Source organism: Heyndrickxia vini, from assembly GCF_016772275.1.
Classification (GTDB): Bacteria; Bacillota; Bacilli; order Bacillales; family Bacillaceae_C; genus Heyndrickxia; species Heyndrickxia vini.
In genome coordinates this window covers 2273295-2297036 of record NZ_CP065425.1, presented here as the reverse complement: position 1 = coordinate 2297036, position 23742 = coordinate 2273295, and the positions used below count along the sequence as shown (strand labels likewise).

Here is a 23742-nt window from a genome sequence, read left to right as displayed (position 1 = left end):
TAAGGAATTTGTCCCAAGCCGGTCCTTTTGTGGTAAAGAACAATCGGACCGGCAAAATAATTAAGATCCATGGTGCTGTAAATAAGATAAACATCTTTTCACTGTAGCTAAAGGAGCAGTAAGAATAGGCACGGAAGTTCGGATTTGATGAGCTACATGTTCCATGCTGTATTGCGAAAGTACAATGACGTCCACCTGTCCGTCCATTTCCCGTATCATGTTTTTTACCTTTAAATCGTGTTCATCTTTTTTCCCTTGGAATAAAAGATGGATAATTCCCGGGTCAACTAATGATTCAATGAGACAATCTGGTTTCTTTTCCCTTAAATAGGTGATTAAAGCTTCAGGTGTTTCTTTGACGGTAGAGATTAATCCAATTCGATGATAAGCAAGTGCTTCATCAAGCATAGCTTCATCCGACCGAAATAGTTTAATTGAATAGAGCGGCTGCAAAAACGTTGTAATGTTATTAAAAGCAGAGCACGTCAATTGGATGCAATCAACATTTGAATCCGCTGCCATATTTAATAATACGACAAACCTGCGCATAATTTCTGGTGTCAGTGAACCACTCGATTCTATCAAAGAGAGCAGACTTGTATCCATGAAATGAAGTAGTTCAATTTCTGGGGCTTCTGCTTGAAAAGCCTGTTCAATTGGCTTTATAGCGGTCGTTGTAGCATGAATGAGTCCAACTTTCAAAATTACATTCCTCCTTTTTTGATTCATTATAACGAAATAATCAGTAATTTTGTATGAATAGTATAGAAATTATCAGCTATGTTAAAGAAAATGTTAATTTTTCCATTTAGTTGATTGCTGCGAAAATCAACGGACAAGTTTAACATAGCCAACTTATTAAGCATAGAAAGAAGGAACTGAAATGTATGATTACATCATCGTTGGTGGGGGCATTGTCGGCTTATCAGTGGCGATGGCCTTATACGATAAGCATCCAGGTATAAAACTGGCCATTATTGAAAAAGAAGAGAAATTAGCTTCACATCAAACGGGGCATAACAGTGGTGTGATTCATTCAGGTATTTATTATAAACCTGGTAGTTTAAAAGCCCGTTTAGCCAAAGAAGGAAATGAAAGTATGGTTGCTTTTTGTGAGTCACATGAAATACCTTATGATCAATGTGGAAAAGTAATCGTTGCCACTTCTAAAAGCGAACGCTTGCTACTAGATAAACTTTATCATAGAGGGATAAGTAATGGTTTACAAATCAGAAAGATTAATAGAGACGAATTGCAAGAATTAGAACCTCATGTTCAAGGACTTGAAGCAATCCATGTACCAATGGCAGGTATTGTTAATTATCAATCGGTTTGTGAAGTAATAGGGAATATTATTCGTAACCGTGGGGGAGAAATTTATTTAAATAGTGAAGCGAAAAATATTAAAGAATTAGAGGATGAAATTATAGTAGAAACGAACAATCAAGTATTGCGGGGAAGAATGCTAATAAATTGTGCGGGTTTACAAAGTGACCGCATAGCGAAATTAACGGGTTATAAGTTAGATATGAAAATTGTCCCATTTCGTGGAGAGTATTATCAGCTTGCATCAGATAAAAGGCATCTTGTCAAAAATCTTATTTATCCGGTGCCAAATCCAAATTTTCCATTTCTTGGTGTCCATTTTACAAGAATGATCGACGGAACGATTGATGTAGGACCAAATGCAGTGTTAAACCTAGATCGTGAAGGCTATAAGAAACTATCCTTTAAACTTCAGGATGCAACTGAAACGTTAACCTATGCAGGATTTTGGAAGCTAGCTTCAACTTATATGAAGGAAGGGATGAATGAAATGGTCCGTTCCTTTTATAAAAAGAAATTTGTTGAAAGCGTACAAATACTTATTCCGAGTATCGAGGGAAAAGATTTAATTCCTGGTCCGACCGGCATACGAGCACAGGCATTACGAGATGATGGAACACTCGTTGATGATTTTTTTATTGTAAATGGAAAACGATCAGTGCATGTATGTAATGCACCATCTCCTGCGGCTACTGCCTCGATTGAAATTGGCAAAGAAGTGGTGAAAATGCTCTCGTCTTACAAAGTGACATCGTGAAAAAGAAGGAAGTGATGTAATTGAATCAAGAAGCATTAAAAAAGATAAAGACTATCATCCCTTTGGAACGAATTTTTACTGAATTAGCGGAGCTGTATTCCTATAGTTATGATGCATCATTTGGTGAATATTTGCCTGAAATCGTCATCCAACCAAAGAATGCAAGCGAAATAAGTGAGCTGGTTAAACTTGCAAATGAGTATTTGATTCCAATCTATCCAAGAGGAGCAGGAACATCTTTAAGTGGTGGTCCATTGCCTGTTAAAGGTGGAATGGTTTTAGATATGACTCAGTTTAATGAAAAACTAGTCATTGATCGTGAAAACTTGCTTGCCATTGTTTCCCCGGGTGTGATTACGGGAGATTTACATAAAAAAGCTGAAGAGGTTGGTTTATTCTATCCTCCTGATCCTAGCAGCTCACATGTAGCCACGATTGGAGGAAATATTTCTGAAAACTCAAGCGGACCAAAAGGGTTAAAATATGGGACGACAAAAGAATATGTAATCGGTCTAGAAGTCGTCACACCATTGGGAGATATTATCCGAACGGGCGGAAAAACAGTAAAAAATGTAACGGGATATGATATCACCCGACTAATTGTTGGTTCAGAGGGCACATTGGGTATTGTAACGGAAGTCATTGTTCGATTGATACCAAAACCACAAGCGAGGAAAACATTGCTCGCTCACTTTGCTCACCTTCTTGATTCCGGACATGCGATCACTTCCATATTATCGGCTGGTATTCTACCTTCTGCAATAGAATTAATGGACAATGCATGTATTCGTGCTGTTGAATCCTTTAGTCCATCCGGATTACCGGTTGATGCCGATTCCATTATTATAGTCGAAGTGGATGGACACCCAGCAGCCATTGACGAAGAGATTAAACAATGTGCCAAGATGTGTAGGAATTCAGGAGCAACCTATGTAAAAGTTGCAGAAACAGAATCAGAAAGGTTAAAAATTTGGAGTGCAAGGAAAATGGTTTCGCCGGCAATTACACAAATGGGTCCAACGAAAATATCAGAGGATGCAACAGTACCAAGAAGCAAAATTCCTGCAATGATGGAAAGGTTAAATCGTATACGGGATAAATATAAGCTGAACCTAGTTGTATTTGGTCATGCGGGTGATGGGAACTTACATCCGAATATAATTACCGATAAACGAAACATTGAAGAAATGAAAAAAGTAGAATTGGCTGTTAGTGAAATATTTGAAGCTGCGATTGAACTGGGTGGTACTTTATCTGGTGAACATGGGATTGGAACATTAAAATCACCCTATATGGAGATGGAGCTGGGAAAATCCGGCTTATACATGATGAAAAAAATAAAAGAGGCTTGGGACCCGAATAATATCCTGAATCCAGGAAAGATTTTTCCGGAAAAAGATCAGAAGAGAGTGGTCTTTGTATGAAAAAGACTTCCCTAAATCCAGTTGTCAAAAATCTTCATGATAAAACATATAATTGGACAAACCAGTGTGTTCAATGCGGCTATTGTTTACCTGTTTGCCCTACATACGAATCGATGGGGAAGGAATCAGCTTCACCTCGCGGAAGAATTAATTTAGTGAAAATGGCCGCTGAAGGAAAAATTGATATATCAGAACATATGGCTGAACCTATCGAACTTTGCTTAGGCTGCCGTGCATGCGAAATAGCATGTCCTGTAGGTGTTCCTTATGGCCATATGCTTGAAGCTGCGAAAGATGCCATAGCCCAATCGAAGCAACAAAAACGTGAAAATTCACATTTCTTATTAAAAAATATGGCTATGAATCAATTGTTTCCATATCCAAATCGTATGAAGTTTCTAGGTAGTACTGTGTGGCTGTATAAAAAATCTAAATTAGACAGGCTCATTCGAAAAACGAAGCTCTTTCCTATACTGTCGGAACCATTGGCGCAAATGGAAAAAATTCTACCTCCTTTAGAAAATCCGAGTAAACGATTGAAGCATGGTACAGTATTTCCGGCAAAAGGCGAAAGAAAAGTAAGAGTTGCTTTCTTCACCGGATGTATTATGGATTCAATTATGTATAAAGTGAACCGTTTATCAATTGAATTGCTTACATCTGTTGGGTGTGAGGTAGTGATTCCGAATCATCAAACTTGTTGTGGTGCATTACATGCACATCAAGGTGCTACAGAAAAGGCGAAGGAACTAGCTAAGGCAAATATACAATCATTTACTCAGTCTGAAGCGGAATTTTATGTAAATAATGCAGGGGGATGTGGTGCAGCACTTTCAGAATATGATTACTTGTTAAAAGGGGATGAAGAATGGGCCGAAACTGCAGGGGAATTTGCAAAAAAATCAAGAGATATCAGTCAGATTCTTACTGAATATGGTCCACTTCCATTTATAAAGGAATGGAAGGGTATCGTCGTTTATCAGGATTCATGTCATCTAAGAAATGTTCAAAAGGTATATCAAGAACCTAGGCAGCTACTCCAGTCAATTCCAGGGATTACTTATGTAGAAATGGAAGGGGCAAATCGTTGTTGTGCTTCCGGTGGAATATATAATCTTCTTCATTTTCAAGAATCCATGAAGATTTTAGATAAGAAAATGAAAGAGGTCATCGAGCTACAGCCGAAAGCAGTCATTACGACAAACCCGGGCTGCCAATTACAAATGAGTCTAGGCATTGATCGCATGGAGGCATCCGAAAACATACGTAGTATGCATTTGGTAGAAATCCTTGCAGAAGCGTGCGGACTGACTTAATAATAAAGCTGGAGTAAAATATGTAGATTTAAAATAAAATTTAACTGTTTAAAAGTTGTACCGTTTTGAAAAAAATGAGACGGAATTTTCCTATTCTAGGGAATATTATTCTTGATGGATGGAATAGGAGGTTGTAAAAATGAAATCCCGGAATTGTTCTAAGACATTGTTATTAATGATGATTCTTCCTTGGTTTTCAGTTCCTATGTTGGGGAAGGATGCATTTAAGCGATATTTACCATCTTGTATATTTATTTCATTTGTGGTACTAATTGTTAATTCTATCGCCAAAAAGCGAAGATGGTGGCGGTGGTATGAAGTCCTTTCTCCGAAGGTAACTTGGGTATTTCCATTTACGTGGGGACCGTTCTTAGTAGGTTCTTTCTGGATTTTAAAATGGACATACGGGAATTTTTTTCGCTATATGCTGTTGAATTTGATTGTCGATGGTGCGTTTACTTATGGTTTGATGTATTATTTACAAAAATTTAAGATATTCTCCTTGGTACGAATGAAAAAATTTCAATTAATGTATGTATTTATGGTTGATGCCTTGCTTTTATATGGTTTTCAATTTTTAAAAGAAAAAGGATTTGTGAAGAGAGTATAGTGTAGTATATCTTGTTGAACTAAAAGAGGTGTTTTCCTTTTATAACGACATTTAGTATTGATCAGACTTTTCTATAAAAATCTCATACTTATAGCAAAATTAACTCCATTTTGATCAATCTTTATTCAAAATGGAGTTTTTGTTTAGCTACTAAATAAGGATTTGATACTCCATTTTTATCAAACTTTATTCCAAAACTACACTTCGGAACGATTATAACTTTCCTTAAAAAACTCAATCGTTTTCTTCCATGCTTTTTGACTGGCATGGGCTGTTTGCTGTTTCGTTCCTCCAGTCCATGCATTAGCCAAAATTGGTATGTAGGGAAAGCCGACTTCATGACCTGCTCCCGAATATACAAGTTGCTCATACGAATAAGGATGTTTCCTTGTTTTTAACCGCTTCATCGCTTTCTGATTTAGAGATGCCGAGTCAAAATTCGCATCATCTTCACCAGAAATGAATAAAAATGAACTGTTACTCTTTTCTACTGGGATGATTGCTTCTTCCAAAATATTTTGATCTGATATTAGTGTTTGATACCAAATAGATAGTGGATTCTGATTACTTTCCCACATTTGTTTACATTTTAATGCCATCTCAATTGGGTTCCTTTGAGAAGCATAGGGGAGTGGGTTATTATTATATGTCCATGCAGGTGGTAAATTTGCATCATCCGACCAAGGGACAATACCGGAAAAAGAAACGGCCGATCCATTTAAGGAAACGACTGCTTTAATGTCAGGATATAAACATGCTGACCATAAAGCTAATTCTCCACCTCTGGAAGTTCCGTGAATTCCGAGCCATCGATCATCAATTTCTTTCCGATCCTTTAGCCAATAAATGGCTTTTTGAACATATTCAAGAGGGATATTCACGAGTCTTTCCGGTAGATGGTCAATACCAAAATACCCAAGTACTAGGACGTTAAATCCATTCGAGGCGAGAAGCCCAGCGAGAAATTCAAAGATTCCACCCTCTGACCCACCAACAACAATGATACCTGGTAGCTTTTTGCCACTTTTATGCTGAAAATACGTTGCAACAAGTCCTTCCTCTCTGACTGGAATCCGGTCTACATTTGAAGAATACCAAAGACGAGTGATTTGCTTTTCATCAACAATTTTTCCTTCGTGTTCAAGCGATATACTAAACTTATGTGGTGCTAGCATATGATAGGGTTCATTGATATTTTCATGTGTCTTTACCACTTCCAAAGACCAAAATAATCCCATTCCATCTTTAACGGTGTAGGACCCGGAAAGGGGAGCTTGCTCATTTAATGAAATCATTCCGTTATTATCTGCGCAAAAAACGGTTTTCGATTCCCAATATTTAATGGCTTTTTGCGTAATCGAACGTCGGTTCAATCTTAAAATGTATTCCTGGTCGGGCTGTAAGCCATGGGCTTCAATTTTAATGGGGCAATCAATAAGTGAAACGTATGAATCAACAACTATTTTAGGCTTATTTAAAATAGACACGTTTTCATCTCCCTAGATATTTTTGAACAAAGGGCTGGACCTACATTTCAATTCCCAAAAATTGTTTCAATGCTTGTTTCCCATTTGGAGTAAGATGAACCGCGCGGCTTGACTCAGATTTTATTATCCATTTTTGAGTAAAAAAATGATTTGCAATTGCGGCGCCTAGCCAGCCTGACATATGATAGCGTCTTTCACTCCAATCAAGACATGGTTTTGCAAAAATCCTCCTTTTAATCGTAGCCTTATCAATATTAATTCCTAATTGAAGAAACCAGTTTTTCCCTTGTTCTGTAACAATAAATGCCTCCTTGTCTAAAATGATGATTTTCTTATCCAACATTGCTTGGGTAACTGTTACTCCAAGCTCCCCAGCTAAATGATCGTAACAAGTTCGACCTTTACGAACTTGTTTCATTTGACTAGATTGTCGTAATGTACGAATTTCTGCTTGCGGTGCAATCGTTCCTAATTTTTCAATTACTTCAGCCACTTCCGCATTTGCTAGTCGATAGTAACGATGCCTTCCATGCTGTTCCATTATTAGGAGATTTCCTTCTACAAGTTTCGTAAGATGTGAGCTAATTGTTGGATGGGATACTTTCGCCATATAAGCTAATTCACTGGCTGGCAGTGCTTTTCCATCCATTAAACGATCTAAAATAATTGCCCTTGTCGGCTCTGCTATTAGTTTTGCAATATATGAAATATTTGGATATACATTCATATTTCGATGATACCCTAAATGTATTTATACTACAATAATCTAGTAAAGAATTAACGGGAGGAATTTGCATGAATTCGATTGAGTTAAGTATTTTAAATTTACAAGAAACACGTCGTCGTTCAATAAAACTATGGAGATCACTACCAGACAGCTGGATAGATTGGAGACCAGATAAAGAGGCAATGTCTTTTGGTGAAATGATCCGTCATGTTTGGACTGGAAGCTTCTACTATCATTTAATGTTACAAAACAATGGTTCAATAAAAGAAGAGGCACCCGCGCCATTCGATCAGGAACCTATTACCTCAATAGAAAAGGAGATTGAATTATCGAGCCCATATTTTGATGATTTCATTTCATATGTTACATCACTTTCAGCCGAAGAATTAACAACTAGACTGATTGATCGCGGTGATGTAGGCTATCAGCGATATTTAGGGGACATGCTTTTGCGAATTGCCTATCACGATGCAGTTCATGCCGGGCAATTTTTACAATACTTACGAATGATTGGTTTGGAAAGACCGTTAATTTGGGATTAGAACTGGGGAAAAGAATTAAAAATATAATATAATAAATACTTTAAATTAACTATAAAATAATTATGTTAACTGAATAAATGTTTATCCTCTCTTAAACCTACTAAACATTCCGAATAACTGTTGGTTTTTACGGGTAATGTTATAAGGAGTTTACCGTCACAATCGTAGGAGGAGAGGTTGTATAATGTTTAATAATAGTGAGAGTCCAGTCGTAGGAAATGAAGAGAAGGTAGTGTTAGGTGAGTATTTGTTTGATTGTTTGAAAAAAGAAGGCATTACAGAAATATTCGGCGTGCCTGGGGATTATAATTTTTCACTGCTTGATCATTTAGAGAACTATGAAGGAATTAATTTTGTAAATGGACGAAACGAGTTAAATTCAGGATATGCAGCTGATGGCTATGCAAGAGTTAAGGGCATTGCAGCACTGATTACTACTTTTGGTGTAGGTGAATTGAGTGCTTGTAATGCGATTGCAGGTTCCAACAGTGAACATGTACCTGTTATTCATATTGTGGGAGCTCCACCATCGATGGACCAACAGGAGCACAAGCTTATGCACCATACGTTAATGGATGGGAATTTTGATACGTTTCGTAAAGTATACGAACCCATTACAGCGTATTCAGTTAAGATTACCCTTGAAAATGCAATGCAGGAAATTCCTACGGCTATTCATCTAGCAAAAGAAAAGAAAAAGCCCGTATACTTGGTTATTGCTGACGATTTAGTCACGAAACCAGTAGTAATGCGTCAGCCCATGCTGCCAAAGTCTACAATGACCAATCCTAAAACATTGCAAGCGGCACTTGCTCATGCAAAGCAATTGCTAGAAAGCAGTGAACAATCCGTCTTACTTGTTGATGTGAAAATGATGCGGTTCCATCTTCAACAGGATGCACTGGCATTAGCAGAAGCAATGAATTTGCCTGTTGCAAGTATGATGTTCGGCAAGGGAGGGTTTGATGAAAGTCATCCGAATTTCATCGGAATGTATGCGGGACAATTTGGCAGTGATACCGTTCGTTCTATGATAGAATCTGCACAAAGCGTTATTACGATTGGGCTCGTCTGGGCGGATACGAATACCGCGAAATTTTCAGCAATGCTTGACCCACTGAAAATGATTGACATTCAACCTGAAAAAGTAAAAATTGGACACGCTGAATATCCGAATGTGCTGGCTCAAGATATGATAAAAGGGCTAAAAAGCATGGGGTATAAACAAAAGGAACCAATTCCAACTTTTCCTTATCCATACGTTGAGGAAAAGCAAAATCCTGAAGCATTATTAAGTGCCAAAAGCTATTATCCGCGTATCCAGCAAATGTTAAAAGTAAATGACATTGTAATTGGTGAAACCGGAAGCTTTTTTTACGGTTTATCACAAGTAAGACTGCCACGCGGGGTGACATATATTACACAAGGAGGCTGGCAATCCATTGGATATGCAACACCTTCCACTTTTGGTGCTAGTATTGCTGCACCGGATCGGAGAGTATTGTTATTTACAGGGGACGGATCAATCCAGTTAACTGCACAAGAAATCAGTTCGATGCTTACCAACGGCTGTAAACCAATTATTTTTGTTTTGAATAATGGTGGATACACAATCGAAAAGTATTTAAATGTCAAAACGAAAAATCAGTTATATAATCAAGTACCTAATTGGGAATATACTAAGCTTCCGGAAGCATTTGGTGAGCGTGCATTCACTGCTGTCGTAAAAACGAATAAGGAGCTCGATGATGCAATTAAACAAGCCGAAGCAGAAAGTTCAAATAAGCTTTGTATGATTGAAATGCTTATTACTAATCCACTTGACGCACCGGAATATATGGTTAAAATGAGAGAGTATTTAGAACGGTAGGGACGACCAATGACCCTTAGGGGGAATACTATGTTTAGGGTTGAGATACGAAGACCGAGGATAGGGGATATTGAAGAGTTAAATATCTTTTTTAGCTTAGTCATCAAGGATACATTTGCAAGGGAAGGTTTGTCGGAGTTAGTTGAGGATATTGAACATGAAATAGCGGAAAAGAATGCTTTCTTAAAATCTGACCTTGAGAGTAATGGGGAGAATCACTATTTTTTAATTGCTCTAGTAAAAAATAAAATCGTCGGAACTATTGCATATGGACCTTCGAATGAACTGATTAATCGTTGTACAGATGGCGTTTATAAAAATCTAATTGAGATTGGCACTGTGTTTGTTCATCCTCATTACCAAAGAAAAGGGATAGGGGCTATTCTCCTAAATAGTATTTTTCTTACTTTACAACATAAAGGAATAAAAGAATTTTGTTTAGATAGCGGATATAAACAAGCACAGAAAATTTGGCAGAAGAAATTTGGAGATCCCAATTATTTGATGCAGAATTTTTGGGGTGAAGGCAGTGATCATATGATATGGAGAAGGAACCTGCTGGAAACCCGGATAATATTTGGAGTTTAGTAAGGGGAAAGTTTCTGTTTTTTTGCTTGTTTGAAAAAGTAGAAAAATAAAATTAGTCATTCTTTTTTCAGTTCTATTGAAATGAAAGTTACTTTGAGTATAATTAACAACATGTCTTGTATATGATTAGGAATACGGCCTAATCGTTTCTACCAAGCTGCCGTAAATGGCTTGACTACAAGAAGTTGTTGTTCTTACTACAATATATTGATAGTAGCAATATCTTCTTGAATCTATCTAACGGCAGCTTCCACTATGCGTGGAGGCTTTTTTATTACACAAAATGTGTTTATTAAGAAACTCATTCTTTTTTCATTTAAAGCCACTCTAATAGGTAGAAACACATGCATGTTTTTTTGTTCTATAGAATTGGAGGATAAATATTGTGAAGCAATTTTTTCAGTTTGCGCAACGTCAAACATCCTATAAGCAAGAGACGATGGCAGGAATTACTACATTTCTGTCGATGGCTTATATATTAGTTGTCAATCCAATTATATTAAGTCAATCAGGCATGGATAAAGGGGCTGTTTTTACGGCGACAGCCATTTCGGCCATTATCGGGTCATTATTAATTGGATTGTTAGCGAATTTCCCAATTGGTATTGCACCAAGCATGGGGTTAAACTCATTTTTTACATTTTCTGTATGTATCGGTATGGGCATTCCGTGGCAAACAACATTAACAGGTGTATTTATCGCTGGTATTCTTTTTATTTTATTAAGCTTATTTAAAATTCGCGAAATGATCATTAATATTATTCCGGAGGATTTGAAATACGCCATCTCAGGCGGACTTGGGTTCTTCGTTGCTTTTGTCGGATTAAAAAACGCGGGTTTTATCATTTCAAACAAAGATACAGTTGTGTCTTTAGGGGATTTATCGAAAACAACAACAATTTTAGCTATTATTGGCTTAGTTATTACTGTAATAATGATGGTTAGACGAATTGGTGGGGCAATTTTTTATGGAATGGTTATCACCACTGCTATAGGGATTGTATGTCATGTGATTGATAAACCAACACATATAGTCGGAAAAATTCCAAGTTTATCTCCAACTTTTGGAGTCGTGTTCAAACATTTAGATCAAGTTTTATCCCCTGATGTATTGGCGGTCATTTTCACCTTTTTATTTGTTGCCTTTTTTGATACAGCGGGTGCATTAATTGCAATTGCCAGTCAGGCGGGTCTCATAAAAGATAATAGAATTCCAAATATCGGTAGAGCGCTTCTTGCCGATTCAACTTCAATTGTTGTCGGTTCAGTACTGGGTACGTCTACAACCGCATCAATGGTTGAATCTAGTGCGGGAATTGCAGCAGGGGGCGTACGGGATTCACGTCTGTCATCATTTCTTGTGGTTTTTTCATTGCCTTATTCTTTTCGCCATTATTGTCAATTGTCACTTCTGAAGTTACCGCACCTGCTTTAATTATTGTTGGGGCATTAATGGCTTCTGAAATTAAACGGATCAATTGGGATCGAATTGAAATAGTTTTCCCTGCATTTGTAACAATTATCATGATGCCTCTTACATCTAGTGTTGCAACAGGCATCGCATTAGGATTTATTTTATATCCAATAACGATGATTGCTTTAGGTAAATGGAAAGCCGTTCATCCGCTAATCTATATTTTAAGCCTTGCATTTTTGGCTTATTTTGTATTCATCGTTTAAGACGTGCGGTTGTCCCAAAAATGGGTGTCCAAGAGTTGGACACCCATTTTTTTGTGAAATCAACCAAACCAGTTATTGGTTCTGTTGATTTTGTAATGATTGCTCGGCGTATGCGATTAAACGTTTCGTCATTTCGCCACCGACTGAACCGTTAGCACGTGCGGTCGTATCAGCACCAAGTTGAACTCCAAACTCATTGGCAATTTCTTCTTTCATTTGATCCAGAACATTATCTGCACCAGGAACCAAAAGTTTGTTTCTAGCCATGATACATCACTCCCGACGAAGTTTTGAGCAAAAAATTATTTGCTCGTTTTTATTATTACCTATTCGAATATGTTTATTGTGTAAAATGTTTCTAAATTTAGAGAGGTTATATTTCATTTGAGGGGAATATAAATGTGAAGAGTTTTTTTAAGAGTATAAAGTTGAATTTATATTCGGAAAGCCTATTGTGGTTTCATGCTAAATCAATAAGCAAATTAGTTTGTTTTTTACGATCAAATTGTTACTATAATAATACTCTTTACAATGAAAGGAAATAAATATCATGTCTACTATAAATATACCTGTTTCTGTACTAAATCTTGCTCCAATAAGAGATGGTCAGACGACAAAGGAAGCAATTGATTCAATGGTGGATCTTGCACAGGCTGTGGAAAAAATGGGTTACAAGCGATACTGGATTGCAGAACACCATAATAGCCCGACATTAGTTAGTTCGGCAACGTCTATTTTAATCAAACATACACTCGAACATACAGAAAGTATTCGTGTCGGTTCCGGGGGCGTGATGCTTCCGAATCATTCTCCATTAGTCGTTGCTGAACAATTCGGTACAATGGAAACGATCTATCCAAATCGCCTCGATCTTGGACTTGGCCGTGCACCGGGAACAGATATGTTAACAGCAAGTGCGCTAAGAAGATCAAAAAATGATACAGTATATACTTTCCCTGAAGATATAAAGGAGATACTTACCTATTTCGGTCCGGAAGATGAACAAAGTTATGTAAGGGCATATCCTGGGGTGGATACAAATATCCCATTATATATCTTAGGTTCGTCCACAGATTCCGCTCATTTAGCGGCAAGTATGGGGTTACCTTATGTCTTTGCATCTCATTTTGCACCAAAACAAATGGAAGCGGCAATTTCAATTTATCGGAAACGATTCCAGCCTTCAAAGTACTTGGATAAGCCATATATGATGGTTTGTTTAAACGTAATTGCAGCTGAGACAGATGAAGAAGCAGCATCTTTATCTACGTCGATGCAGCAAGTTTTCTTAAATATTGTGAGGGGATCTAAAATTCCTTTGCAACCACCAGTTCATAATATAGATGAACTTTGGAATCCGATGGAAAAAGAAATGATTGAATCGATGTCAAACATGACATTTATGGGAAGCAAAGATACAATTACAAAACAAATAACAGACTTCCAAGACAAATATAATGTTGATGAAATCATGGCCGTATCTTATATTTATGACCCCGATAAACAAAAAAGATCGTATGAACTATTTAAAGAAATAGTTGAAGGTAAATAAATCGTAATTTGCATATTTCACCACAATAAAGGAATTCTAAAATTGAGGTGAAATCAATGAAAAAGCAGAACATAGGTAACAACGTAGAAAATGTTAATCAAAATGAAACGACTAATAGCACTGTCAACAGTAATATCGAAGAACAAGCAATGAATGGCTTGTATGGTATGCTGGAAAGTGAAGAAGAAAGTGAACAAAATTATACAGAGTAGTTAACAATTACTTTAAAGCCTTGCTCCTTGTGAATGGGAGGAGGCTTTTATTTTATATTGGTTTCGATACATTATAAAAAAGTCGCAAACAAGGAACGTGTGTAGCAACTTCCAAATAGGCGGAAGAATTCCGCTTAATTGGTGATTTTTATTAAAAAAGGATAAAATAGACGGAGAAATTCCGCCTATTGACTCGAAAAATGTGAAAGAAGGAGATTTTGCTGTGCATAGTCGGAAAACCTCCGCCTATATATGCCCGTAACGACCACCATTCTGCATTTAATCGGAAAATTTCCGCCTAATTTACTTTTCTGGTTACCGACTTAGGAAGCTTATTTAAAAGGGAGTGAATTTTAACAAAAGCCGTTCAAAAAGGACCCATTTACTCTTCGGAAACTGCGTTTTTATAGAGGAATAACAAATTATTTGAAGAAGTATAAATAATACAATGCAAATCAATAAAGGTGTGAGATGGTGATCATTGAAAATAAACTGACTAAAAAAATATACAGAAGAATGGTTCTTCGAAATGAGTTGTTCGGGAGTAAAAGTAGCTTAGCAATCCTTGTGCTGTACGTCATGTTGTGGAGAGTCATGTATACGATAACAAAAATAGGACAATTAAAAACGACGATTCCATTATTTTTATTAATGAGCTTACTAATTTTTATCCTACTAATCTATAAATTTATTATTTATCAACGCCAAATGAAAAGAAAACTATTTGAAACAGGCAGTCAAATCGAAATAAATGAGCAGCAATTAATGATAACAAACCAAACCGGAGGTAAGATGATTCTTCCGTTGGAAAAGTTAACAAAGGTAAAGGAAAGTAACAAGTGGTTTTTCTTATACTTTCAAGAAAATACGTTTATTCCGATTTCAAAAGATGCCATTCATTCACTAGATCTATTCGGACAGTACATAAAAGGGACAAAATCGAAAAAATTAATTTGGAAACCAATGGTGATTCTCTTTGTATTAATTACAATTATCGGATTGTACTTTGTAGGTAACAATGCCGTTAATTTTAACGGTGCATTAGCATGGAAAATAAACGAATGGAAAACAGATACAAAAGTTAAGTTGAAAAATGATAATTTTTATCAGACAAAACTAACTGGAATTATCGATTCAGTCAAATCAAAAATAAAACTAGAACCGTATTTAATGACCAATGATTTAGAAATTAAATTTGCAAAAGATGGGACCATCACAAGCATTGAAACGTATATTTACGGATACGACAAAAACAAAAAATTACAATCAGGATATTTAGTCTATTATGATAAAACCAAAAGCAATAAACTAACTGTTCACAAACAGGATTGGAATGGGGATGGAACAACCAAATATGAACAAGACAACGATTTATCGATCGTCATCAAAATGCTTAATTCAATTCCGGTTGAAGATGAAGTTAAACAATGGAACGAAGACAATCTTGCAGTAATGTATAAAGGAATAAGAAGTTGGGGGTACAATACAAACGGGATTCAATTTATCGGTGAAAACGGAAAGATAAGAATTCCTTCATCAATTACCGCAGAAATCATTGGTCCAACCATCTCCTTATACGTACCAGGCAAAGAGAACATGATAACGCCAAAGCGATATGTATTTAAATGATAACTGAAAGCAGGACAGTAGTTTAGATTCACTGTCCCGTCAATATATTAATGCGTTTCTTGTTTAAACACACGATAGGAATAGTAAATAGGCAGCGCGACAGATACGATAATACTGATTATAATGATAGCTTCTCTCCAGCCGGTAGGAATAAAAGTAGAAAGCATCATGACGATTCCTGCAAAAAACATGAGTTTGCCGCCAAAACGATGGGTTTTTCTCCATACTGTATCATTAGAAAGTGTCCATGGTGTGCGAATCCCAAAGAAAAAATTTGCCCTAACTGTTTGTAGAAAATTTCCTAAGACGATAAAAATTGCCCCTATGATAAATGATCCAAGACTTGACATCGGTATTGGATAACCAAGACTATACAAGATGATTAGAAGGTTTAGAATGAAAAAAATAAACAATAATGAATTGATAATAATTCCATAGCTTTTAGTAAAATACTTGTAATTTTCTTTTTTCGGATCTACTTTAGGCAAAAAAACAAACATACTATAAAGCAATACTAACAAGCCTACCATCGTCAACATGGCGCCTACTTTTGTAGAATATCCATTAACATTGCCGCTAAAATCCCAATGTGTGGCTATTTGTGATGGTAGGTGCGGAAAAGCAATCAACCAAACAATCACGGATAGAGCAATGATAAGAAGTGGGAAAAAATGCTTTTTCATAATCTCAACTCCTATTATTTTTCATAAAAATTAAAAGCCCAATTTATAATATCTTGAAATACTGTCGTATTTAATGAATAAAATACGTACTGACCTTTTTTCTCATCTTGAACTAAACCGGCATTTTTAAGTAATTTTAAATGTTGCGAAATACTCGGTTTACTCATATTAAAATGGTCAGATATTTCGCCGGCTGTTAAATCTTCCTCCTTTAATAAATCTAGAATTTTGCGACGAGTTGGATCTGATAATGCTTTAAAGACCTCGTTCAACATTACATCTCCTTTTAAGTATTTAGTTATTTACTTAAATACTAAAACGAAAACAAAATAAAGTCAACCACAATTTTCCGGCAGATCAACTGTCCTCAAAGGGATTAAGTTATATATCCAGCACCAAATTTTGTTATACTATGATTATTCGAAATATAATAACCGGCACTCACTACTGGTTGAAAGGAACAAATAAATGGAAAATATAACGTTTAACCATATTTATACGCTTGGCAATATCGTTTTTGAAAATGAAATATACAAACATTATCATTATCCCGAAATGTTAGTTCGCTATGATAGTAATTTTTTAGCGTTTAAGAAAATGCCTTCCATTGATGAATTTAAGGCAGCCTTCACCTATTTACGTAATTATCATATGAAGCATGGTCAATCTCATGTGAAATTTACTTTTCCGGAAAATCAAAAGCCACCAGAAGGGTTTCTTGAGTATCTTAACGATAACGATTTTCTCTATGGATATAATGAGTTGTATGAGATTCAACCGGACCAATTTCCCCGTTTAAAGGATAATCCAGATATAAATATAAACCCAGTTACTGCCGAGAACCTTGATGCGTTTTTAACGTTGCAATATACCTTTGATGAAGAATATGGGGAAGAATTCGCTAAACAAAAGGTAGCATTGCACAACAGAAATTTTAAAGATGAACAAATAATGCAGGTCCTTGCTTATTACAGAGGACTTCCAGCTGGTTCAGTAGATATCATTATTTCGGAAGATACGGCGGAAATCGATCAGCTGTCAGTTTTGGATACGATGCAGAGAAAGGGGATCGGCGGGCGATTACAAAAGTTTGTGATGGATCACTTTCCTCAAAAAACGATTATTCTGGTCGCAGATGGAAATGATACGCCTAGGGAAATGTATCAAAAGCAAAACTACCAATATGTAGGATTCAAATACGAGTGTATAAAAGTTTTTGAATAAGAATCAAAGATTACTATTTTCATAAAGAAGGAGGGAATTAACGAAAATCCACCTCCTTTTTCTCAATATTATCTAACTTGGCCAGGACCTACCCAACGCTCAACTTTTGCTTGTTTGCTAGAATCTGTTTCAGATGTAGTTGTAAGAGTGAGCTTGTTTGGTGTTGGTTTTGGATTGTTCTTGCCACCTAGTGGGATTTTAACATATACAGGAATATCGACACTTTCACCAGCTTTTACTTCAATGACATTATTTTCTAGCATTGTTTCCCAATTCGCCTGTGTTTTTACATTCAATCGAATGAGATCTGTAGCTTTACCGGTATTTTTTACGTTAAAGTAATAAACTGCTACACGGCCTGGTACTGCTGGAATCGTTTCAGTTGTACTTGATTTTACAGCTACGCCACGTTTGTAATTGCCTGCGCCATCCATGTGACGAACACCTAGACGATAGGATAAGACACCTTTTTTATCGTATTTTTTCCCTAACACATAGAAATGTAAACGGTTGTATTTGTCTTCATACTCGCTTACAACACCATCACCCGTACCCGCTTTAAACAAGGAATCTGCTAACTGCTGATAGTCGCCTTTTGAAAGCATAGCTGTTGTTCCATCTAGTCTTTTGAAATCTTCTTGATTAATATCTTCTTTATGAGAATCGACAACCCATATATTAGGGGCAGATTCGGAATTTTTCGTTTTGGCTAATAAGACACCTGAATCAGGTGCGAAGGAGTCATAACCTACGCGATCAACGACTTCAACGGTATAATTGTTATACCATTTCTCACCGCGCTGCATATCAGCACGCCAATCATCTTCTAAGGAATTTTTCGGCGTGTTATCGACCATGCTAATATTGATTCCATGTAATCCTGTACGCCCAAATTCCTCCCCAACAGGTACCTCTCTTGCAAGAATATCCGCGAATACGGGACCTGTTTCTGCCAATTGATCGCGATCTAATCGAAGATATTCATTATCTTCTAGGAATCCTTGTTTAATCTTGTTACGCAACATATGATGGGAAGGAGCCGAAGCACCAAGGACGGAAGGAACCATCCAACGTGTGTGCGGTCCGCCTGGGCCATTAAAGCTTCCGCGACTCATAAGCTCCCAAGGGCCAGAATAGGAGCGGGAAACCGGCACACCATACGGATTATTATAATTATCTCCAAGACTCATAATATGACCAAACTCATGTGCAAAGGTGCCCATTCCATCATTTTCGCCTTGGATGGATGTGCCTCCACCAGCGCTTGACCAAATTCCTTTAGCCGCATACCAAGAAGTCCATGGAACATAACGGGTAACTGCTGAGTTTTTCATGCCATTGACTTGTGGCCCGAACGTATCGGGAATCGCGTCTGGATTTAAGAACATCATTTCACCAAATTCTTGCCAAACACCGGATTCATCATACCCTGCATGAACGACAAATTTGAAATCATAAGTTTCACCGGACGCATCCATGTCCGCTTTAGCTTTATTCACCGCTTCTGTCCGTAAATTCTTTCCGCTGAACCCTTCAGGCATATTCACATTCTGTCCAAATTCATTCAGTCCATATTGGAATTCATTCGAATCCATACGGTACGGACCGAATGAATCCAGCTCTATTTTCCATTTACCATATGAATTTTCTCGCCAATAATCATTTACCGTACTATAATTGTTAAGTGGCTGGGGCTTACTTAAAAAATCCACCCAGAATTTTCCTAATTGATCACGTGGAATATTTCCAGTCCCAACCGGATTTCCCGCTATTTCTGAACCTTCAGGCTGACTCAACATAAATTCACGATCAGGGAAATCTACAATGATTAATGCTCCTTTGATCACACGTTCAGGCTTCACATCTGCAGTTTTCCAGTCTACCCCAGGAACTGGTCGATAATCATCCCATGTCATATCTCTTGGGAGAACCCAAGACTGTGGATCGACAGGCTCAGGAAAAGACTCCAGCCCGGGCTTTGCCGCATACGCTGTGGTAGAAACGGTAATAAATCCAACACTAATTGCACCAACTACTATTCTTTTTAAAAACTTCAGAACACCCACCCCTTTAGACCTTTTCTATTTCGTACCACTAAATCATACAACTATTCATAATAATCTGATATATAAAATACCGAAAATTAAAAAAATGAATAAGAGTGCCTATGAAGTTTTGCTTAAAAGGCATAGGTCGATTGGGCTGAAAGAATCAGTGGGGGAATTCTTTTAAAAGTGAATAAGAATATTCGATAAAAAATTATGTAAAAGATGGTAAAATAAAATGAGAACGTATGTTTAATGAGGAATATATGGTATGATTAGTTTAGCTGCATATGCAGGGAGGGTGGTGGCACCTTGTCCGTTTCTTGTTTTGTAATCAAGTCGAAGCAAGGGAGGAGGTGTTGCCGATGACAAGCTACGAAGCCCTGATTTTAATGATCAGTTTTGCTACTTTGATTGTCATGATCATCAAAGAAAAGTAACCCTCCCTGACGGCTAAATCATTTTGGGTTACTTTCCCACTGTTTTAGCCACCGCACTTCTTGCGGGTAGCTACTTGAACGCTGATGCTGGTACATCAGCGTTCATTTTATTGTATTCTTGTATTTATTATAATATACGAAATAGTAAATTGAAAGCATTGTTATGACTAGTTGATTCGTTTATTGTATATCATTCGATGATAAAGAATCTAATTGAGATAATTGAAACATTTTACGAAAGTATCTATTGATGTTAATATTCAATATGGTATTAAAAAGGATATAGGGATTCATCTACTAGTTAATTCAATTTAAGAGGTGAACAACATGGTTAATCATATAGATGAAAAAACAAAGAAAAAGGTAATTGGCATCGTTTCAGATGGGGGAAAAGGAATGTCAAAGAAAACCCAAAACAAAAAAGATCTGAGAATTTGGAGTAATATTCAAGTGCCAATCACCTTTCAAGACGGACTTTCCAGATTCACGTTGGACGAACTGCATTCAATCCGGAAGAAATTAGAGATTAAAAATGCAAGTAGTTTAAAAAAATCAGAATTAGTATCTTTGTTAATGAAAGAGGTTCCTGAACTACTTGAGGAAATTTGTTTACCGTTGGATCAAGAACGGTATGAAATCATAAAAAAAATAATGGATAATGGCGGATGTATTACAGCACCGACTTTAAAAACATACCAAATTAATTCCTTGCTTTCCTATGGTTTTATTTTCACTGGAACCAATGAAGGTACACGTATACTAGCAACACCGAAGGAAATGGTAGTGAAATTAGAGCTTTTAGAGAATTCCAATCACTTCGATGCTATTATCAAGCGAAATACAGAATGGATTAAGCTTACTAATGGGCTCCTTCATTATTATGGAAGCCTGAAAAAGAATGATTTAATTGAACTATTAGAACAATACACAAGTATTAAAGAGAACCTATCCGAATATTTAGCTGTCATTAATGAGGCAAATGAATACTACAGAAGTTACCATATAGATACAGATTACTTTTCCAATAAGAGATTAGTAGATGCTAAAAGTGTATTGAAAGAACAGCAAATGAGGAAAGATCTTAATTATTTTCCGTTTACAAAAGACCAACTGCTTCGAGCAGGTGAAACAGATTTTGTCGAGAAAAACGATAGTTACTTACATTTAGTTTCTTTCATTCTTGAAAATTATCAAATCACCAGATTAGAAGCAGAACGCATTGTAAAGGAATGCATACATGCTACTCAAATTGGTGAGAACCCTATTGATATTCTTCAATTTTTAGGAAATGGCTTAGAATTTTATAATAACGAAATGGTTCAAGCGATAATGGCATTATTGACGGACCTTATAAATAACACGAAACAATGGGTCCTCAAAGGCTACTCTCCTAAAGAACTAGCAGCCCTAGAGAACAAAAAATTGGAACCACTAGCAATCAAAAAAAATTATTTAATCGACATCGGTTCAAAAAAGAAAATAGGAAGAAATGATCCCTGTCCATGCGGCAGTGGAAAAAAATACAAAAAGTGTTGTGGAAAATAAGTTAACAAGCAAAAGGACGGTTCAACCGCTTTTAGGAGCGGAGGGACCGTCCTTTTATAATGGTAAAATTTGCTGGAATCTATTACAAAAACAGGAGCAGAGAGAGTAGCGTTTAAATCAGGCTGTTTTTTCAAAACATTGAAGGAAAAAGCGAATGATTCGAAGAATATACTAGTAAAAGAGTAAAATAAAGGGAGGAGAAATGTATGTCAAAGAAAGTATTACTTTTAGCCGGTGATGCTGTTGAGGCGCTAGAAATCTACTATCCATATTTTCGTTGTCTTGAAGAGGGATATGATGTTCAAATAGCTGCTCCATCCAAAAAGCAATTGCAAACAGTTGTCCATGATTTCATCGGATGGGACACGTATACGGAGAGCAAAGGATATTTAATTGAATCACATCTAGCCTTTGAAGATGTCAATCCTGAAGAATATGACGGTCTAATCATTCCAGGCGGAAGAGCTCCGGAATATATTCGTTTAAATGAAAATGTCCCTCGAATTGTGGCCCATTTCTTCGAGAAGAACAAACCAGTCGGTGCAATTTGTCATGCCAGTCTTATTCTAACAACGGTAAAGGAATACATGAAGGGTCGTGAATTAACCGCGTATATCGCATGTAAACCTGATGTAGAGGCAACTGGTGCTACGTATATCGATAATCATCTTCATGTGGAAGGAAATCTTGTCTCTGGCCACGCTTGGCCTGATCTTCCTGGGTTTATGAGAGAATTTATTAATCAAATAAATCAATAATAAAAAGCGAGTGAAGGGTAGTCAAATGGCTTCCCTTCAATCGCTTAATTTTCACACATGAACTTTTTTATTATCGGTTTCTTAACTTTGAAAAGAAGAGGCTGCTGTAGTTTTTTCTCTTTTTATAGTCGGTCTAGTCAAAGAAAAGACGGCACATAGCAAAGCAATAATGACAACAGCACTTCCAAACCAAGCTGTGCTTGTTACAGAGCCGGTTTTGTTTAAAACGATTCCGCCGATTGCTGACCCTAGTGAAATACCTACTTGCAAGGCTGAATTATTAAAGCTTTGCTGGATATCCGACGTAGCAGGATCGGTTTGAATCAAATAACTTTGTTGAGGCGGTGCCAAACTCCAACTCAATGCTCCCCAAATCATCATCATCGGAATAAATAGAACAAGGGAAAAAGTTGTGAATGGCAACAAGCAAAGAACAACCGCAAATGCACTAATAACGATAAGGATGCTTTTCTTAGGACCAATCCAATCCGAAAGCGTTCCGCCTAATGCACCGCCAAACACTGCTGCAATCCCAAATGCGAAATAGCAGATACTAATCCAATAAGAATTCAAATGAAGATTTTTCTCCAAAAATGGTGTGAAATAGGCATAGAGTGTATAATGGCCTGCCAGCATAAACATGGTAGCAAGATGGGCGCTTCCTATTTTCGCACTGCCCACTGCCTTTAATTGTTGGACAAGTGGAATCGTTCTTTCTCCAGGAATTCGCTCCAAAAAGAGTGAAATTAGTACCATCGAGCCGATTGATAACACTGCGATTCCAAGGAAAATAATGCGCCAGCCAAATGTATTAGAAATTAAGATACCTAAAGGCACGCCCAATACAAGTGATGAACTAATACCCATAAAAATGAGACCTAAAGCCTTCGCGCGGTGAGCTGGATCGACAACCTTTGCTGCAATGGTCAAAGAAAGTACGACGATAAGCGCGGTACTTGTTCCTGTTAGCACCCTTGCAACCATCATAAAGGTAAAATTCGGACTGAAATAGGTCATGATATTACCAAGGAAAAAAACAAATAAGGAAACAAGATACAGTTTCTTACGTTCAATTTTATTCGTTAATACAAGCAGAACAGGCCCAGCAATCGCATAAATAAGTGCAAATACTGTAATTAGCTGTCCAGCAGTACTTAATGAAATGTTAAAATCGTCAGCGATTGTTGGTAATATCCCGCCAACAATTAATTCGACTAATCCTACAGCAATAGTCGATAATGCGAGTATAAAAACTTTAAAATTCATCGTTGTTTTGCATCCTTTCTCGTAGATTTATAGTAATAGAAACAGGCGTAGCGGATTTCCC

The 23742-nt window shown here is 36.9% G+C and carries 21 protein-coding genes, 1 pseudogene and 1 riboswitch; of the genes and pseudogenes, 14 read left to right on the top strand and 8 right to left on the bottom strand.

Going from position 1 to position 23742, the window contains the following annotated elements; all coding sequences use genetic code 11:
* Positions 1-60: 60 nt before the first annotated feature.
* A complete protein-coding gene (locus I5776_RS11520; RefSeq protein WP_202776557.1) occupies positions 61-702 on the bottom strand; it encodes an aspartate/glutamate racemase family protein in 642 nt (213 codons plus the stop codon).
* A gap of 181 nt (positions 703-883) precedes the next feature.
* Between I5776_RS11520 and lhgO the strand changes: the two genes are divergently transcribed.
* From lhgO to I5776_RS11500, 4 genes are all read left to right on the top strand, one after another.
* On the top strand, positions 884-2083 hold the full coding sequence (gene lhgO / locus I5776_RS11515) for an L-2-hydroxyglutarate oxidase (protein ID WP_202776556.1): 1200 nt from the start codon (positions 884-886) through the stop codon (positions 2081-2083).
* Positions 2084-2103: 20 nt separating this feature from the next.
* Complete coding sequence (locus I5776_RS11510; RefSeq protein WP_202776555.1) at positions 2104-3507, top strand: FAD-binding oxidoreductase; 1404 nt, start codon at positions 2104-2106, stop codon at positions 3505-3507.
* Entirely contained in the window at positions 3504-4823 is a 1320-nt protein-coding gene (locus I5776_RS11505) for a (Fe-S)-binding protein (protein WP_202776554.1), read from the top strand. Before I5776_RS11510 ends, I5776_RS11505 begins: the two co-directional genes overlap by 4 nt.
* Positions 4824-4962: 139 nt before the next feature.
* Positions 4963-5433: a hypothetical protein gene (locus I5776_RS11500; protein ID WP_202776553.1), complete on the top strand. Its 471-nt coding sequence runs from the start codon at positions 4963-4965 to the stop codon at positions 5431-5433.
* A 197-nt stretch (positions 5434-5630) separates the two neighbouring features.
* On the opposite strand, the gene I5776_RS11495 is transcribed toward I5776_RS11500, so the two are convergent.
* Together I5776_RS11495 and I5776_RS11490 are read right to left on the bottom strand one after the other, a co-directional pair.
* Positions 5631-6920: an acyl-CoA thioesterase/bile acid-CoA:amino acid N-acyltransferase family protein gene (locus I5776_RS11495; RefSeq protein WP_202776552.1), complete on the bottom strand. Its 1290-nt coding sequence runs from the start codon at positions 6918-6920 to the stop codon at positions 5631-5633.
* A 40-nt stretch (positions 6921-6960) separates the two neighbouring features.
* Positions 6961-7647: an ArsR/SmtB family transcription factor gene (locus I5776_RS11490; RefSeq protein ID WP_202776551.1), complete on the bottom strand. Its 687-nt coding sequence runs from the start codon at positions 7645-7647 to the stop codon at positions 6961-6963.
* A 68-nt stretch (positions 7648-7715) separates the two neighbouring features.
* Between I5776_RS11490 and I5776_RS11485 the strand changes: the two genes are divergently transcribed.
* The 4 genes and pseudogenes from I5776_RS11485 to I5776_RS11470 all read left to right on the top strand — a co-directional run bounded on the left by I5776_RS11485 (position 7716) and on the right by I5776_RS11470 (position 12327).
* Positions 7716-8189, top strand: a complete 474-nt coding sequence (locus I5776_RS11485) for a DinB family protein (RefSeq protein WP_202776550.1) — start codon at positions 7716-7718, stop codon at positions 8187-8189.
* A gap of 184 nt (positions 8190-8373) precedes the next feature.
* A complete protein-coding gene (locus tag I5776_RS11480) occupies positions 8374-10059 on the top strand; it encodes an alpha-keto acid decarboxylase family protein (RefSeq protein WP_202776549.1) in 1686 nt (561 codons plus the stop codon).
* A 30-nt stretch (positions 10060-10089) separates the two neighbouring features.
* On the top strand, positions 10090-10647 hold the full coding sequence (locus tag I5776_RS11475; protein ID WP_202776548.1) for a GNAT family N-acetyltransferase: 558 nt from the start codon (positions 10090-10092) through the stop codon (positions 10645-10647).
* A 96-nt stretch (positions 10648-10743) separates the two neighbouring features.
* A riboswitch (purine riboswitch) is annotated at positions 10744-10845 on the top strand.
* 187 nt (positions 10846-11032) lie between these two features.
* Positions 11033-12327: pseudogene (locus I5776_RS11470) on the top strand (NCS2 family permease).
* Positions 12328-12399: 72 nt separating this feature from the next.
* Here I5776_RS11470 and I5776_RS11465 read toward each other — a convergent pair.
* Positions 12400-12594 carry an alpha/beta-type small acid-soluble spore protein gene (locus I5776_RS11465; protein ID WP_202776547.1) on the bottom strand — a complete coding sequence of 65 codons (195 nt, stop codon included), beginning with the start codon at positions 12592-12594 and terminating at the stop codon, positions 12400-12402.
* 283 nt (positions 12595-12877) lie between these two features.
* Here I5776_RS11465 and I5776_RS11460 point away from each other — a divergent pair, with 283 nt between their 5' ends.
* The 3 genes from I5776_RS11460 to I5776_RS11450 all read left to right on the top strand — a co-directional run bounded on the left by I5776_RS11460 (position 12878) and on the right by I5776_RS11450 (position 15720).
* Positions 12878-13879: an LLM class flavin-dependent oxidoreductase gene (locus I5776_RS11460; protein WP_202776546.1), complete on the top strand. Its 1002-nt coding sequence runs from the start codon at positions 12878-12880 to the stop codon at positions 13877-13879.
* A 56-nt stretch (positions 13880-13935) separates the two neighbouring features.
* Positions 13936-14091 (top strand): DUF4021 domain-containing protein, encoded by a 156-nt coding sequence (locus tag I5776_RS11455; protein ID WP_202776545.1) that lies wholly within the window; start codon positions 13936-13938, stop codon positions 14089-14091.
* A gap of 594 nt (positions 14092-14685) precedes the next feature.
* The gene (locus tag I5776_RS11450; protein ID WP_202776544.1) at positions 14686-15720 is read left to right on the top strand and encodes a YcxB family protein; all 1035 of its coding nucleotides are present in this window, start codon (positions 14686-14688) and stop codon (positions 15718-15720) included.
* 47 nt (positions 15721-15767) lie between these two features.
* On the opposite strand, the gene I5776_RS11445 is transcribed toward I5776_RS11450, so the two are convergent.
* Both I5776_RS11445 and I5776_RS11440 read right to left on the bottom strand, forming a co-directional pair.
* Positions 15768-16403: an SdpI family protein gene (locus I5776_RS11445; protein WP_202776543.1), complete on the bottom strand. Its 636-nt coding sequence runs from the start codon at positions 16401-16403 to the stop codon at positions 15768-15770.
* A 14-nt stretch (positions 16404-16417) separates the two neighbouring features.
* On the bottom strand, positions 16418-16675 hold the full coding sequence (locus I5776_RS11440) for an autorepressor SdpR family transcription factor (protein WP_107921016.1): 258 nt from the start codon (positions 16673-16675) through the stop codon (positions 16418-16420).
* Between the two features lie 196 nt (positions 16676-16871).
* On the opposite strand from I5776_RS11440, the gene I5776_RS11435 reads away from it, so the two are divergent.
* The gene (locus I5776_RS11435; protein ID WP_202776542.1) at positions 16872-17627 is read left to right on the top strand and encodes a GNAT family N-acetyltransferase; all 756 of its coding nucleotides are present in this window, start codon (positions 16872-16874) and stop codon (positions 17625-17627) included.
* A gap of 68 nt (positions 17628-17695) precedes the next feature.
* Here the strand turns inward: I5776_RS11435 and I5776_RS11430 are convergent, their stop codons facing one another.
* Positions 17696-19693 carry a M6 family metalloprotease domain-containing protein gene (locus tag I5776_RS11430; protein WP_246483776.1) on the bottom strand — a complete coding sequence of 666 codons (1998 nt, stop codon included), beginning with the start codon at positions 19691-19693 and terminating at the stop codon, positions 17696-17698.
* Between the two features lie 746 nt (positions 19694-20439).
* Here I5776_RS11430 and I5776_RS11425 point away from each other — a divergent pair.
* Entirely contained in the window at positions 20440-21657 is a 1218-nt protein-coding gene (locus tag I5776_RS11425) for an SEC-C metal-binding domain-containing protein (RefSeq protein WP_202776541.1), read from the top strand.
* A 206-nt stretch (positions 21658-21863) separates the two neighbouring features.
* Positions 21864-22415 carry a DJ-1/PfpI family protein gene (locus I5776_RS11420; RefSeq protein ID WP_202776540.1) on the top strand — a complete coding sequence of 184 codons (552 nt, stop codon included), beginning with the start codon at positions 21864-21866 and terminating at the stop codon, positions 22413-22415.
* Between the two features lie 81 nt (positions 22416-22496).
* Here I5776_RS11420 and I5776_RS11415 read toward each other — a convergent pair whose 3' ends face one another.
* On the bottom strand, positions 22497-23681 hold the full coding sequence (locus I5776_RS11415) for an MFS transporter (RefSeq protein WP_202776539.1): 1185 nt from the start codon (positions 23679-23681) through the stop codon (positions 22497-22499).
* Between the last annotated feature and the right edge of the window lie 61 nt (positions 23682-23742).

Excerpts from the sequence above, each read along its gene's own strand:
- lhgO (WP_202776556.1), top strand. The coding sequence starts at position 884 with ATGTATGATTACATCATCGTTGGTGGGGGCATTGTCGGCTTATCAGTG.
- I5776_RS11505 (WP_202776554.1), top strand. The coding sequence starts at position 3,504 with ATGAAAAAGACTTCCCTAAATCCAGTTGTCAAAAATCTTCATGATAAA.
- I5776_RS11500 (WP_202776553.1), top strand. The coding sequence starts at position 4,963 with ATGAAATCCCGGAATTGTTCTAAGACATTGTTATTAATGATGATTCTT.
- I5776_RS11490 (WP_202776551.1), bottom strand. The coding sequence starts at position 7,647 with ATGAATGTATATCCAAATATTTCATATATTGCAAAACTAATAGCAGAG.
- I5776_RS11485 (WP_202776550.1), top strand. The coding sequence starts at position 7,716 with ATGAATTCGATTGAGTTAAGTATTTTAAATTTACAAGAAACACGTCGT.
- I5776_RS11480 (WP_202776549.1), top strand. The coding sequence starts at position 8,374 with ATGTTTAATAATAGTGAGAGTCCAGTCGTAGGAAATGAAGAGAAGGTA.
- I5776_RS11475 (WP_202776548.1), top strand. The coding sequence starts at position 10,090 with ATGTTTAGGGTTGAGATACGAAGACCGAGGATAGGGGATATTGAAGAG.
- I5776_RS11465 (WP_202776547.1), bottom strand. The coding sequence starts at position 12,594 with ATGGCTAGAAACAAACTTTTGGTTCCTGGTGCAGATAATGTTCTGGAT.
- I5776_RS11460 (WP_202776546.1), top strand. The coding sequence starts at position 12,878 with ATGTCTACTATAAATATACCTGTTTCTGTACTAAATCTTGCTCCAATA.
- I5776_RS11455 (WP_202776545.1), top strand. The coding sequence starts at position 13,936 with ATGAAAAAGCAGAACATAGGTAACAACGTAGAAAATGTTAATCAAAAT.
- I5776_RS11450 (WP_202776544.1), top strand. The coding sequence starts at position 14,686 with ATGTATACGATAACAAAAATAGGACAATTAAAAACGACGATTCCATTA.
- I5776_RS11445 (WP_202776543.1), bottom strand. The coding sequence starts at position 16,403 with ATGAAAAAGCATTTTTTCCCACTTCTTATCATTGCTCTATCCGTGATT.
- I5776_RS11435 (WP_202776542.1), top strand. The coding sequence starts at position 16,872 with ATGGAAAATATAACGTTTAACCATATTTATACGCTTGGCAATATCGTT.
- I5776_RS11425 (WP_202776541.1), top strand. The coding sequence starts at position 20,440 with ATGGTTAATCATATAGATGAAAAAACAAAGAAAAAGGTAATTGGCATC.
- I5776_RS11420 (WP_202776540.1), top strand. The coding sequence starts at position 21,864 with ATGTCAAAGAAAGTATTACTTTTAGCCGGTGATGCTGTTGAGGCGCTA.
- I5776_RS11415 (WP_202776539.1), bottom strand. The coding sequence starts at position 23,681 with ATGAATTTTAAAGTTTTTATACTCGCATTATCGACTATTGCTGTAGGA.